General features: G+C 62.3%; 11 protein-coding genes. 8 read left to right on the top strand and 3 right to left on the bottom strand.

Annotated features, from left to right (window positions below):
- From ASD37_RS09705 to ASD37_RS09670, 8 genes are all read left to right on the top strand, one after another.
- Positions 1 to 1,263 (top strand): glycosyltransferase, encoded by a 1,263-nt coding sequence (locus ASD37_RS09705; protein WP_056550745.1) that lies wholly within the window; start codon positions 1 to 3, stop codon positions 1,261 to 1,263.
- Positions 1,260 to 2,195: an NAD(P)-dependent oxidoreductase gene (locus ASD37_RS09700; protein WP_056550744.1), complete on the top strand. Its 936-nt coding sequence runs from the start codon at positions 1,260 to 1,262 to the stop codon at positions 2,193 to 2,195. Before ASD37_RS09705 ends, ASD37_RS09700 begins: the two co-directional genes overlap by 4 nt.
- A complete protein-coding gene (locus ASD37_RS09695; RefSeq protein ID WP_056550743.1) occupies positions 2,195 to 3,307 on the top strand; it encodes a glycosyltransferase family 4 protein in 1,113 nt (370 codons plus the stop codon). Before ASD37_RS09700 ends, ASD37_RS09695 begins: the two co-directional genes overlap by 1 nt.
- A 29-nt stretch (positions 3,308 to 3,336) precedes the next feature.
- Positions 3,337 to 4,572 carry a glycosyltransferase gene (locus tag ASD37_RS09690; protein ID WP_056550742.1) on the top strand — a complete coding sequence of 412 codons (1,236 nt, stop codon included), beginning with the start codon at positions 3,337 to 3,339 and terminating at the stop codon, positions 4,570 to 4,572.
- Positions 4,572 to 5,621 (top strand): glycosyltransferase family 4 protein, encoded by a 1,050-nt coding sequence (locus ASD37_RS09685; RefSeq protein WP_235568040.1) that lies wholly within the window; start codon positions 4,572 to 4,574, stop codon positions 5,619 to 5,621. Before ASD37_RS09690 ends, ASD37_RS09685 begins: the two co-directional genes overlap by 1 nt.
- Before the next feature lie 137 nt (positions 5,622 to 5,758).
- Positions 5,759 to 7,177 (top strand): right-handed parallel beta-helix repeat-containing protein, encoded by a 1,419-nt coding sequence (locus ASD37_RS09680; protein ID WP_056550741.1) that lies wholly within the window; start codon positions 5,759 to 5,761, stop codon positions 7,175 to 7,177.
- Positions 7,178 to 7,461: 284 nt separating this feature from the next.
- Positions 7,462 to 8,184 carry a hypothetical protein gene (locus tag ASD37_RS09675; protein WP_056550740.1) on the top strand — a complete coding sequence of 241 codons (723 nt, stop codon included), beginning with the start codon at positions 7,462 to 7,464 and terminating at the stop codon, positions 8,182 to 8,184.
- A gap of 268 nt (positions 8,185 to 8,452) precedes the next feature.
- Complete coding sequence (locus tag ASD37_RS09670) at positions 8,453 to 9,745, top strand: O-antigen ligase (RefSeq protein ID WP_056550739.1); 1,293 nt, start codon at positions 8,453 to 8,455, stop codon at positions 9,743 to 9,745.
- 280 nt (positions 9,746 to 10,025) lie between these two features.
- Here ASD37_RS09670 and ASD37_RS09665 read toward each other — a convergent pair whose 3' ends face one another.
- The 3 genes from ASD37_RS09665 to ASD37_RS09655 form a co-directional block, all read right to left on the bottom strand.
- Positions 10,026 to 11,021, bottom strand: a complete 996-nt coding sequence (locus tag ASD37_RS09665) for a bifunctional 2-polyprenyl-6-hydroxyphenol methylase/3-demethylubiquinol 3-O-methyltransferase UbiG (RefSeq protein ID WP_162253254.1) — start codon at positions 11,019 to 11,021, stop codon at positions 10,026 to 10,028.
- Between the two features lie 55 nt (positions 11,022 to 11,076).
- On the bottom strand, positions 11,077 to 12,138 hold the full coding sequence (locus ASD37_RS09660; protein ID WP_056550737.1) for a glycosyltransferase: 1,062 nt from the start codon (positions 12,136 to 12,138) through the stop codon (positions 11,077 to 11,079).
- Positions 12,139 to 12,338: 200 nt separating this feature from the next.
- A complete protein-coding gene (locus ASD37_RS09655) occupies positions 12,339 to 12,926 on the bottom strand; it encodes an acyltransferase (protein WP_235568039.1) in 588 nt (195 codons plus the stop codon).
- Positions 12,927 to 13,078: the final 152 nt, after the last annotated feature.

Below are 13,078 nucleotides of genomic sequence, written 5' to 3'. Positions count from 1 at the left end.
ATGCCCTCGTTACTCAGCATCAACAATTACCACTATCGCCGCGGTGGAGGCGACGGGGTCTACCTGGATCATGCCGCGCTCATGGAAGACCTTGGTTGGCGCAACGGCTTCTTCTCGATGCACCACCCAGAAAATCTTCCGACTCCGTGGAGTCGCTACTTCATCGACGAACTCGAATTCGGCGGTGCCTACTCGCTGCCGCAAAAGATCTCGATGGCCGCGAAGTCGGTGTATTCCTTTGAGGCGCAGCGAAAACTGCGAACACTGCTGCACGATTTCCAACCCGACGTGGCGCATTTGCACGGCATCTATCACCACCACTCCCCGTCGATCCTGCCGGTGCTGAGCGAGGCAGGAATCCCGGTCGTCATGACGGCGCACGACCTCAAGATCGCGTGCCCGAACTACAAGATGCTGAACCGAACCGGGGTCTGCGAGCGTTGCAAGGACGGCTCTGTGCTCAACGTGATTCGCAATCGTTGCGTCCGAGATTCGCTGACGGCCAGCGTGATCGTGGCGACGGAGAGCGGCTTGCAACGTTCGATGAAGACCTACCGCAAGCACCTGACGAAGGTTGTGGTGCCGAGTCGGTTCTATCTGGACAAGTTCGTCGAATGGGGTTGGCCACGTGAACAATTCGTGCACATCCCGAATTACGTCGACGCGCCACGGTTCACGCCCAAATTCGAGCCCGGCGACTACTTCCTCTACTTCGGTCGCCTGGCCCCGGAGAAGGGCATCGCCACGCTGATGCGGGCGGCCAAGCTGGCCGGCGTGAAACTGAAGATCGCCGGCTCGGGACCGATGGAAGCCGACTTGAAGTCTCTGCAGGTCGAATTGCGCGGCGACACGGAGTTTCTCGGCTTTCAAACCGGTTCGGCCCTGCATGACCTGGTGCGCGGAGCGCGTGCTGTGGTGCTGCCGTCGGAGTGGTATGAGAACGCGCCCCTGAGCGTGCTCGAGAGCTTCGCTCTCGGAAAGCCGGTGATCGGTGCCCGTATCGGTGGCATCGCCGAAACCATCGACGAGGCCGAAAACGGCTGGACCTTCGACAGCACGGACATTGCGGGCTTGGCGCAGGTGCTGAGCACGGTCCAGACGATGCCCGACTCCCGCGTCGCTCAGGCGGGGCGGACGGCCCGGGCGCTCGTCGAACAACGCTTCAACCCAGCGGGCTATGCGAACGCAACGCTCGCCCTTTATTCGAGCCTTGGTGTCAAGACGTCATCAACGCGATTGCTCAGTCAAGAGAGGAACAAATGAGAATCTATGTTGCCGGCAGTGGCGGAATGCTCGGAGAGGCGATGCATCGCGTTCTCTCGGAGCGCCACGAGCTCAAGTGCACGGACATCGATCTGAATGTGCCGTGGCTCGACATGTGTGACTTTCGGGACTTCGACGCATACAAGAGGTCAGTAGAGGCCTTCCGTCCGGACGCGCTGTTCCACTTGGGCGCTCACACCAGTCTCGAGTATTGCGAACAGAATCCAGACGACGCGTACCGGACCAACACGCTCTCGGTGGAACATGCTGCGACGTTGGCAAACGCTCACGGCATCCCGCTCGTGTACATCTCGACGGCAGGCATCTTCGACGGCGAAAAGCAGCTGTACGACGATTGGGATACGCCGGCACCACTCGGCGTCTACGCCCGCAGCAAGCACCTTGGCGAGATCCTGGTCCAGCGTCGGGTGGACAAGCACTTCATCTGCCGTGCGGGCTGGATGATGGGTGGCGGCCCCGGCAAGGACAAGAAGTTCGTCTCGAAGATCATGGACCAGCTCGCTGCCGGCGTCACGGTTCTCAACGTGGTCGACGACAAGCTCGGGACACCCACTTACACAGTCGATTTCGCCCGCAATCTGGAGACCTTGATCGGTACCGAGTTCTACGGCCTGTACAACATGGTGTGCGGTGGTGAGACGGGACGTTTGGAGGTCGCTCAAGAGCTCGTCAGCATTCTCGGTCTCGAGAACCACGTCGAGATCAGGGCCGTCGGGTCGGACTTCTTCGCCAAGGATTACTTCGCGCCGAGGCCGCCGTGCGAACGTCTGGTCAACAACAAGCTCAACCTGCGCGGGCTGAATCAGATGCGCGATTGGCGTATCGCCCTCGAGGACTACGTCACCGATTACTACGCCGATTACGCCGAGCACTTCGCGCCGGCATTCCAGCAGCGGCTCAAGGTGAGTTGATGCATCCGCTACGCATCGCGGCCTTCGGCTTTCGCAGCTACCCGCCCCGCGCGGGTAGCGCGGGAGCTGACAAGTTCGCGATGGAACTACTGCCCCGTCTTGCCGCCCGCGGGCACAAGGTGGTCGCCTACAACCGCCTCTATCCCGGTATGGAAGCCGACGTCCCGACCGACCCCCAGGGTGTGGACGTGATCTCGTTCCGTACCACGCAACGCAGCGGCTTCGACACGATCCTGCACTCCGCGAAGGTCACCTACGACATCATCAGGCACAACCGAGCCGACGTCGTTCACATCCAGAACGGTGGCAACAGCGTCTTCGGTGCGGTGTTGCGACTGTTCGGGAAGAAGACGTTCCTGAGTCAGGACGGCTTGGATTGGAAGCGCGACAAGTGGTCCTGGTACGCCAAGGTCTTCCTGTGGATGTCGTCGTTGCTGACGGCCCGAGTCCACAACGCGGTGATCTTCGACAACATCTACGCGCGGGAAGCTTTCGAGACTCGTTTCAAGAAGAAGTACGACTTCATTCCGTTCGGCGCTGACGTCAAGTACGACGAAGACGCCGAAAGAGTGCTCCAACGACTAGGTCTCGAGGCCGGTGATTACTACCTCTTCGTCGGACGTTTCATCCCCGACAAGGGACTGCACTGGCTCTTGCCCGCCTTCGAAGCGCTCGAGACCGAGAAGAAGTTGGTGCTCGTTGGTGGTTCGCCGAACGGGTCGTCCTACGAAGACCAGTTGAAGGCTACGGAAGATCCACGAGTCGTCTTCGCCGGATTCCTCTACGGCCCAGAGGTACACGCCCTCATGCACAACTCGTACGCGTACGTGCAACCGTCTGCCATCGAGGGCTTGTCGCCGGTGATCCTGGAGGCCGCCTACGTCGGAGCGCCCATCGTGTGCAGTGACATTCCGCAAAACCACTATGGAATAGCCGAATACGGCACGTACTTCGGTATGGGTGATGTCCAGGATCTGACTGCGAAGTTGAAGTGGACGTTGGATGATCCCGCAGAATTGGCACGCCTTGCCGCCGAGGGTTCAGCTCACGTCGCCAAGAACTTCAGCTGGGACACCGTGGTCGACAAGCACGTCGAAGTCTTTGGTCGATGACCGGCGCGGCTGACTCGCCAACTCGCTCCATGGCCGTCCTCATTGTCGCCTACCGCTCGGCGGACAAGCTGGCGCGCTGCATCGAGTCGGTGCAAAGATACCTACCGGATCTCGAGGTTCACGTCTGGGACAACTCCGGGCCGGAATGTTCGGATGTCCGTGACCTGGCATCCAGCATGCCGCACGCGCACTGGTATCTGCATGGGGCGAACATCGGGTTTGCAGCCGCGGTCAACAATCTGGCAGGAATGGTTCCCGGCCAAGACTTCCTTCTCCTGAATCCGGATGCCGAGCTCGTCGGACCGCTGTCGCTGACACGCGCTGCGATCGCCGAGCGAGGCACGGCCGCTGCTGCGCCGCTGATCTGGGATGACGACGAACTCACACCGTCGCGCCCACTGTCGCGCAGGCACCAACCCTGGGACGTCGCGCACCGTCGTCGAACGGTTCTCAATGCCCTCGGCGAGAGAGCCGTGGCTGCCGAGCGCCTGCGCGGCACGTGGCTGTCCAACCTCTACTGGTCTCGTCCAGGGGACGTCGAGGGATATCTGACGGGCGCATGCCTGGCGGTCCGGCGTGAGGCGTGGGACGCCCTCGGCTCGTTCGACTGCGAGTTCTTTCTGTACGGCGAAGAGGCCGACTGGCAGACTCGTGCGCTAGCCGCAGGCTGGCGGGTGCGCCTCGAAAACGAGAACGGCGTTCGTCACTCGGCACAGGGCACGGTTGCCGGTGACGCGACGGCGTCCACTCGATCATCAGATCTGGTCGATGCCAGCATCGCGCTCCAGGTGGAATACCGCCATGGAACGCGGACCGCAGAACTGTACATTGCCGGTACCTACGCGATCGACACCGTGAAACGTGCCATCCGCCGGGGCGGGCTGGGCCGATCGTCCTCCGACGTGGTGGTCATCGTCGACGGACCGCGATCGGTGTCGGCGCCCGAATTGATCTCCCGCGCTGCGGAGTTGGCTCGAGATGGCCACGGAGTCACGGTTGTGTCGCTTCGCGGACTTGGCGCCCTGCCACGTGAGTTGTCGCCGTCGATCCGCTTGCTGCGGAGACCATGGTGGTGGCCACGGACCTGGCCGGGCGACTCGTCGACCGTGCTCGTCACGGGAACGGCCAAGAGGGAACGAATGTCTGCACGGCTGTTTCGGTTCCGTCGTCACGACCTCCGCGTCGAAGCGGTCGACTGCGTCGGTCACCCAGACTTCCTCAGTTCCAATGTCATCGTCCAGAACCTCGATTTGGAGAGTATCTAGTGCGAATCCTCCTGTTGGCTCCATGGTTGCGGCCCTTGGCGCGGATACACGCCGAGAACCTGCAGTCGCTCGGCGCCGAAGTGATGATGGTGACCTCGAACCTCCACTTCGAGTCCGACCAGGCGCGTCCGTATGAGACCGTGCTTCTCGGTCGCCCCATTCCCTGGTCTGATTGGCTGCCGTTCATCGACGCATACCGCGCCGCGGAGCGCTTTGAACCCGACGTCGTCGTGACCGAGATGTTCCGCGATCCGCGGTGGCGTCTGCTCGCGGGGCTCGCTCCGCGTATCCGGATGCTGCATGACGACAAGCCTCACGACGACACCCACGTCCTGCCATGGTGGAACCGGCTCTTCTTCGATCGATGGGACGAAAAGGCCGACGCCACAATCGTCTTCAGTGAGTACGTCGCCGAAAGCCTACGTGCGCAGGGGCGAGCGGAGGCACCGCTCTACGTCGCCCCCCTGATCAGTGATCTGGCGCCCGCGATGATGCCCGGGTTCGTCCCTGCCGAGGAGCGGAAGAACTTCCTCCTGATCGGCAGACAGCAGCCCTACAAGAATCACGACGTGGTCTTCGCCGCGTGGGACGCACATACCAGTGGCCCCGCCTGGCAGGGCGATGAATTGGTGTTGCTCGGGGGCGGGGACCTCACCTGTCCGCTACCGAAGCACGTTCGGTGGCAGCAGTCGGAGTTCCAATACCGGGAAGTCATCGAGGAACTCGCGCGGGCGAAGGGGTCGATCTCGCACTATCGCACCGCCTCGCAGAGTGGGGTTCAAGTGTTGGCAATGCAACTCGGCGTTCCGACGCTGGCGTCCGACGCCGGCGCGCTGCCCGAATATCAACCGTACGGCGCCAGTGTCACGGGCATAGACGACGTTCAGGCGCTGTCCCAGGCGATGGATGCCTTGGCCAATCCCGAAGAGGCCGTTCTGCAGGGCAAGTTGGCGCAAGAGCATTACCGGAACCACTACGACTCGCCGGTCGCGGCCAAGCGGCTCCTCGAAATCTTCGAGGATGTGGCCGCCCACGCACCCGTGGGGTAGAAGTCAGGTAATTCCGGCACCGGCACGGCGACGGGTTCTGCGGCATGATGTATGTGACTGCGTGAATACCTGGGTGCGTTGGCTTTACGCCGGGCAGCCTCCCGACAGCATTACGATTCGGAGCTCGATCGATTTCCATGTCCGAGCATTCAAGGCCGCCGCGACGGCACCTTCGTAGCCTTCGATTCGGGTACGGCGTCTTCGCCGTCATCGTCCTCCTCCTGGGGCTCGCCATCTTCGCCTCCCACTCCACGCAGCACGCCACGGAGCCGACGCCCGCCGAGCCGACGGCTACCGCCACTCCCGCTCCGTTGCCGCCCCCAGGCCATACGGCCTACCACGTCTCACCGCAGGGCGACGACGACAATCCCGGCACGGTCGACAAGCCATGGCGGACGATCGCAAGGGCCATGGCGCAGACGTACACCGCCGGTGATCAACTGCTCTTCCAGCGCGGTGGAGAGTACTTCGGGATCATCGACCGAGTTCCCACTCCGGACGGACCGCGTCGATGGTTGATCGGCGCGTACGGCGAGGGCGAAAAGCCCGTCATCAGCAATGCGAAGATTCTGAACGACCCTGCCGCGTGGGCCCCGACCGCGCCGAACATCTGGCGAATCAACCTCAACGACGCGACGACGCACGGGGGGTGGGATGGCGACGGGACGAACGTCGGCTTCCTGGCCTCGGGAGACACCATTCGCTCGGCGAAGAAGACTGCAATCAGCGATCTTCGGACGCCGTGGGATTTCTTCGACGACAGCACGTACCTGTATGTGAGGTCGACGCAAAATCCGTCCGTGGCGGCCCCCGGTCTGCGGGCTGCTCCTGACGCGGTCCTGATTCGACTGCACTCCAACACCGAGATCGACGGCATCGAGATGAAGGACTGCGGCGGACATGCGATCCGCGGCGAAGACAACCCCGTCGTGAACGTGCGCGTGCTCAACAATTACATCCACCACATTGGCGGGTCGTTCCTGATCGGTTACGCCGACGACAAGGTCCGCTATGGCAATGGCATCGAGTGTCTGGACTCTTGCTCCGATTGGCTGGTGCAGGGCAACGAAGTTCACGACGTCTACGACTCGGCGTTCACGTGTCAAGGATCCGGCACGACCACCAACATTCGGGTGACGAAGAACTTCTTCCACGGCAACGCGCACAACTTGGAGTTCTGGACGGAACAGCCCGGCGGTGGCCTTCACCAGATTCTGATCGACGACAACGACTTCGTGGACGGCGGGGGCGGATGGGGCGGCCAGGCCCGACCCGACCAGGACAACCGGGCACAGTTCGTTTCCTACGGCTGGGTGCTTCCGGCGGACATCGTCGTGACGAACAATCGCGTGACCGGTGCGTCGGGTTCCTACGTCTATCACGACCCGGTGGCGCCGAACCCTCCGGGATGGGTGTTCACAGACAACGACGTCAAGCTCGAGTCGGGCACGTTGATGCAGAACGGTCAGCGCTACACGATCGACGACGCTGCCGCCTGGGCACGGGCGAACGAGACGGAGTCAGGCTCGACGTTCGAGGTCTTGGGTCGGCCCTGACGTCCACCAGGTACTGCAGTGCGCAACTCCTGGTGTGCGGAGCATGCGCGTGACTGGCGCTGGGCGTCGTCGCGAGCCTGTCTGGCCGCTGGCAAACGAGAACGGGTAGACCGGCGCACAGATCCGTCATATTCGTTGCTCATGCTGTTTCAGCAAACTAGCTGTCGGTCCGGCTACGTGTTATCGTCTGTGGTGAAACAGGACATCTAAGCTGATGAATGCACAGGAGAGCCATGAGTCTCAATACGTTGTGGCGACGACTGATACGGCGACCGTTCGTATTGGTGATCATCGCCCTCTTCGCTGCCACCGCAGGATATGCGGGATTCAAGAGCACCAACGGCGAAGCTCAGAGCCAAATGTCGGTCCTGGTGGTCCCGCCCTGGTACCTGGAAGACACAACGGCACCCAACCCGATGCTCAACCTCACCGACAGAACCACGCAGTTGGCCAGCACCTTGGTGGTCGCGCTCCAGGGCAACGACACAGCGACTTTCGTCGAGGGCGCTGGTGCGACCAGTTACTCGGTCACCAACCTCCGGGACAACCTGCGGTTTCCCGAGCCCTCGTCCGTGATCCAGTTCGACGTGACCGGGCCTGACGCAGCGAGTGCACACGCGGGAGCGCAGAGGTTGGCAATCAAGGCGGGCCAGATCCTCACCTCGCTGCAGATCGACGCGGCGGTTGGCCAACAGACGAACATGGCAAAGCTGCAGGAGATCGTTCCGCCGCAAGAAACGGTGTCGGCCGTTGCCAAGCAGCAGATTCGTGCGGCCGCCAGCTTCGGTGCGGCGACGCTGATCGCCGGATTGCTGCTGGCCTGGGGTATCGAAGCCATCTTCGATCGCCGACGCCGTTCCGGCACAGGCAATCTCGATGACAATAGTGCCGCACCGGGCCGTCACGAAGAACACGCGCACGCGCTCGAAAGAATCGACCCTCCTGTCGAGGAAGAGTCTCGCCCGCTGGTGAGGAACGGACACTCCGTGCAGGAATCAGCCAGCTGATCGAAGTCGGCGCGTGGACGAAACCATGGTCAGTTCATCGCATGGCGTCAATCCATGGCATGTCGCGATGGCCGTGGTCTTCACTCTCGGCTTTCTGTTCACCGTTGTTTTCGAAGTATGGCGCAGCACTCGAGGGGCAACTCTGCTCTCATCGATTCACGCTCGGCTGCAAGGGATTACAAAGATGTTGACGGCACCTGTGGGCGATACGGTCGACGTGCTGGCCTCCGCTGGTCGCTCACCTCGAACCGAAGTGGGCTCTTGGATAGTGGCGGTAGCCGCATTCCTGCTCATCGCGTTGCGGCAGACCGACCTGCTTCCACTCGTTCCCCTCGGGCTCAGCCCGGCGCGCTTCATCTTGATCGCAGGCGCCGTCCTGTGGGTGCTCACCCGTTTGATGGGGCAGCGGTCCGGTTACCGGGTGGCAGCGCTCGGCCCGATCCTCACGATCTATGCATTGAGCCTGATCGTGGCTTACGGCGCCCAAATGACGCGTCCGGCACAGGCACCCGACACCGATCCGATCTTCGCCGCCCAGATACTTCTCGTCTTGGTCGTCCCCTTCTTCGTCGCCGTCATTCACGGATACGACGGGTTGCTGCGAGTGGTCAAGGGATTGATCGCGGGTGGCGTCGTGAGCGCGACGCTAGCGGTTCTGACGAGTCTCACCGGCAATACGGATGGTCTTCATCTGCGCATTCCCGGGCTCGTCGACGGGGCCGGCATCCCCTTCACCGTCGACGACGTCTTTCGCGGAGGCATGATCCGGGCGCAGGGAAGCGCTTCTCACCCACTCGAACTCGCGTGCGTGCTGACGGTCATCTTTCCCCTTGCGCTCGCCGTCACGCTCAGCCTTCGGGCGGAAGGCAAGCGGTGGTGGCCCTGGGCTGCGGCTTCGGCCATCATCGTGGCGGGCATCGCCGTCACCCTCTCCCGGTCGGGTGCGGTCGGGTTGGTGATCGGGCTTGCCGTCATGGCGTCCTACTGGCCGATTCGTCGAACCTTGACCGTATTCGCCGTGGCCTGTGGGCTGGTCGCCGGTGCGGTCTTGTTGCAGGTGCCGTTCATCTCGAAGTACGTCACGATCTTCAGCGCGGACAGTTCGGTCGCGCAGCGCGCGGCAGTGACGAGTGCCCTGCCCTTCGACATCACACCGTTCGGCATGTACGCGCGTGCGGCCGGTGGAAGTTCCTCCGGCGCAGGGGTTCCGACGCTGGACGACCAGTACCTGAAGGCGCTCTCCGAGACGGGTGTCTTCGGTTTCGTCGCCTATTTGCTGGTCGTGGGGATGACCCTGGTTCTCGCGTTCCGCGCGTTCAAGAATGCGCGCAACTCGCAAGCTGGTCGACGACATGCCCAACTGTTCGTGGGCATCGCCGCGTCGTTCTCGGCGTTCGCCGTAGTCAGTCTGTTTCTCGACATGGCTGGGTTTCTCCAAGTCTGGACGTTGATGTGGGTGCTGATCGCCTTGTCGGCAGTGGCATACCGAATCTCGCGCACGACGAGTAGCGCAACCATGGCGGTGGGCAATTCGCAACCCGAGCCCGTTCGTGTCGGCTAGCGGGTCTGCCGTCACCGACCTACCTCGCTAGCGGCGATGCACCGCCCGCGCAATGAGTCGCGGGTTGACGTTGTGCCAGTGAGGCCTTCGCATGAACCGGACTTCGCCCGGCGTCGTGGGCTTCTCGGGTTCTCAGAGCAGGGTGATCCCGCAGATTGATCGCCAGTCGAGGAATTCACAGCCTGCCCGACGGGCCCAGGTGACGGTGGTCGTTCCCTGACACAGGGCTGGCGCCGCAGCAGGTCGTCTGCCGCCGGCGGTCAGCCCGTGGTCGGTTGAATCAATTGCTGCGGAGCATGTTTCGGAGCTTGCTCCGAGCGCCGCGCAGCTTGGCGCGGCCACGATCCTTCGTCCGCTTCACGGCCACGACGGCGGTGTCGGCCGCCATCGCCAGCTTGAACCCTCTCCGCGTTGGATCGACTGCCCGGTAGCAATTGGTGACGCCGGCAAAATTGTGGGTGCGGACGAAGCCGGCTGCTCGAAGGCGGTGGTCGACGTCGTAGAAGTCGTCGTACAGATGCCACTGGGAACCGTGGCCGTCGTCCTTGCGAATGTCGAAATTCGCCAGTAAATAGCCACCGCGCCGGATCGCGCGATGGAGGTCACGGGCGGTCGCGTCGAAGTCGGTGACGTGGACCAAGGTGTCGAGCGCGGTGATGACGTCGTAGGCATCGGTGGGTAGTTCGGCGGTCGTCAGATGAATCTGCTTCGCCTGGTCGCCATGCCGTTCCATGCGCCAGGCGGCGTACTTCAGCAGCGGGGCCGAGATGTCGGCCATCGTGGTACGGAAACCGAACCGCATGAACAACTGAGCCGTGGTGCCCGTGCCGGAGCCGAAATCCAAGTGGTCGCGGCCGGTCACCATGCTCTTGGCGAACCGCACGGCGATGACGGAGCCCGGGAAACCGTGACCGGAGCACTGCAAGTACGCGTACCACATGAGGTCGAACGCCCAAGATTCGACGGACTGGTAGAACTCTTGAATCGCCTCCGGTGTGGACCGATCGGCGGCGGACCACTCCTCGACGCTCCAGTCCTCCCAGTGCAGGCATCGCTCCAGGCATTCGTCCGGGGTGTAGCCGTGGTACTCCGCAAGCTCCTGCAGTACCGAGGTACGCACGTCCTGATCACCCACCGTCAGCACTGACCGAAAGGTTGCCATCTCGGGGCTGTCCACCGCCTCGGCGATGTCCGGATGCCATGCCGGCGATGCGGACGTGTTCAACGTCGGGTCGACATGAACGCCCTGTGATGCCAGCGTGTCGTTGATGGACAAGGCGGTTCTCCTAGCATTGGTGGTGCGCATGCGGCGGCACGCGACGAAGTTCAGGTCAGCTGAGTTCTTCGAGTCGAATACGTCGACCCGTTCCGACGTATCGCAGGTTGGCGAAGAAGCTGTGGACACACTTCGACCTGAGGTCGCGTGGTGTGTTGAGAATCAACTTGGGCAGCGCTTTGAGGGTTCTCAGCCAAAGTGCGAAGGCCCGCAGACGTAATTCCGAACCCAGCGCGTCGGAACGGACGAGGCTCGAGAGAACCCACAGTTTGTCGAGAGTCGTCGTCCCGGCGAACTGGTCCGTCGCAGAACCGGCATGGTGCCAACGCACCGACAGTTCCTTCTCGACGAACGCCGCATCACAGCGGCAGAGCACGCGCAGCCAGGTGTCGATGTCGGACAATTGCGGAACCTCCGGCGGGAGGCCACCCGCTGCGAAGAGCGTTTTACGGCGCAACATCACCGTCGTGGGTTCACCGATGGGGTTACCGTTTGCGCCTGCGTCGAGATACTTGCGTACGAGGTCGCGGCCCTCGTTCACCGGAGCGAGGGGCTGAAGTGGGCCGTCGAGAATGGTGAAGTGCTCCTTCCACCAGGTGTTCGTCGTCTCGACGCGTCGGCGGGCGAATGCCATTCCTACGGTCGGAGACTCGAAGGAGGGCACCAGCACCTCAAGGCATTGGGGGAGTAGCCAGTCGTCGCCACCGACGAACTGAATGAGTTCGCCGTGGGCGATGCGCACACATTTGTTGTGGTTGCCCACCATGCCAAGGTTCGTGTCGTTCCGGACGAGTCGTACGCGCGGATCCGTGAACGCCGCGACTGCCTCCGCCGTCCCGTCGTTCGAATGGTCGTCGACGACGAGGCATTCGAAATTCGGATACGTCTGCGCGAGAACGCTTTCGACGCTTCGTACGATCGTGTCCACACTGTTGTAGACGGGGATGCATACGCTCACCATCGGCGTGAAGACCTCGTCGCGGGCAATGGTGGACGGCCGGGCGTCGATGTTGCTTCGTCGGATCGTGCGTCCCCTTGCGCCCGTTGCCTCACTGGCTAGTGATGTGACCTCCACGGTGTTGCCCCTCCCCATCGTCTCGTCGACCAGCTTCCCCACACCGGCGGGACAATATTAAGCACATTGCCAAAAATGCGCAATACGTTGCGTTTGTGGGTGGTGGTCATCTAAAGATGCAGCTAGATATGGATAAATCGGCACGTGTGGATGACTGGGCAATGTTGCGAAAGCGTCGCGGTTGACAGCCGTAGCTAATTTTGACGCAGACATGTGGAAACTGCGAAGCGGATCGCGCGGCGTCAGATGGCCGGACCCGTCAACCTCGACAGCCCTGCGTTCCCGTGCAGGTAACGAAGCCCACAGGAACAGTTCAAGTCCTCGGGCAAGCGCAGGCCGCACTCGCAGGCCCACCCGATGATCCGACCCGGATTGCCGACGACGAAGGCGTGGGCGGGGACGTCCCGGGTGAGCACGGCACCGGCTCCGGCGAAGGCATGCTCGCCGATCGAAATCCCGCACACCACGACGACGCCCGCGCCGAGGGTCGCGCCGCGTCGGACCACCGTGGTGCTCAAGTCGGATCCCCCGCGCTTGATGGAAGCGCGGGGATGGAGGTCGTTGGTGAAGATGACGCCGGGGCCGAGAAAGACGTCATCCTCCACTGTGACGCCCTCGAAGAGCAGGACGCGATTCTTGATCGTGACGCGGTCGCCAACGGTGACGCCGTTCTCGACATAGGCGTGATCGCAAATGTTGCAGTCATTGCCCACCTTGGCGCCCGCGAGGACGTGAGCAAAGGCCCAAATCCTGGTTCCCGACCCGACATCCGCACTATCGCAAATTCCGTGCGAATGAACGAAGACGTCAATTGGGTTGGCCTCGGACACGCGGTCACCACCATCTTTTCGCTGGATAAGTCGAGCTCGAGAGCACGATATCACTCCAGGTGTTGTCGCGAGCCGCGCGAAGAGGTTATGCTTTCTACGCATCTGGACGCGGAGTTAGCGAATAAATACCGATGCAACGAATCGAACGGGGG

The sequence above is a fragment of the Mycobacterium sp. Root135 genome, assembly GCF_001426545.1.
GTDB lineage: Bacteria > Actinomycetota > Actinomycetes > Mycobacteriales > Mycobacteriaceae > Mycobacterium.
This window is presented reverse-complemented; position numbering and strand designations above follow the sequence as displayed.

What these genes read in the sequence shown, in the direction of transcription:
- ASD37_RS09705 (WP_056550745.1), top strand. Translation starts at nt 1, where the DNA reads ATGCCCTCGTTACTCAGCATCAACAATTACCACTATCGCCGCGGTGGA.
- ASD37_RS09700 (WP_056550744.1), top strand. Translation starts at nt 1,260, where the DNA reads ATGAGAATCTATGTTGCCGGCAGTGGCGGAATGCTCGGAGAGGCGATG.
- ASD37_RS09695 (WP_056550743.1), top strand. Translation starts at nt 2,195, where the DNA reads ATGCATCCGCTACGCATCGCGGCCTTCGGCTTTCGCAGCTACCCGCCC.
- ASD37_RS09690 (WP_056550742.1), top strand. Translation starts at nt 3,337, where the DNA reads ATGGCCGTCCTCATTGTCGCCTACCGCTCGGCGGACAAGCTGGCGCGC.
- ASD37_RS09680 (WP_056550741.1), top strand. Translation starts at nt 5,759, where the DNA reads ATGTCCGAGCATTCAAGGCCGCCGCGACGGCACCTTCGTAGCCTTCGA.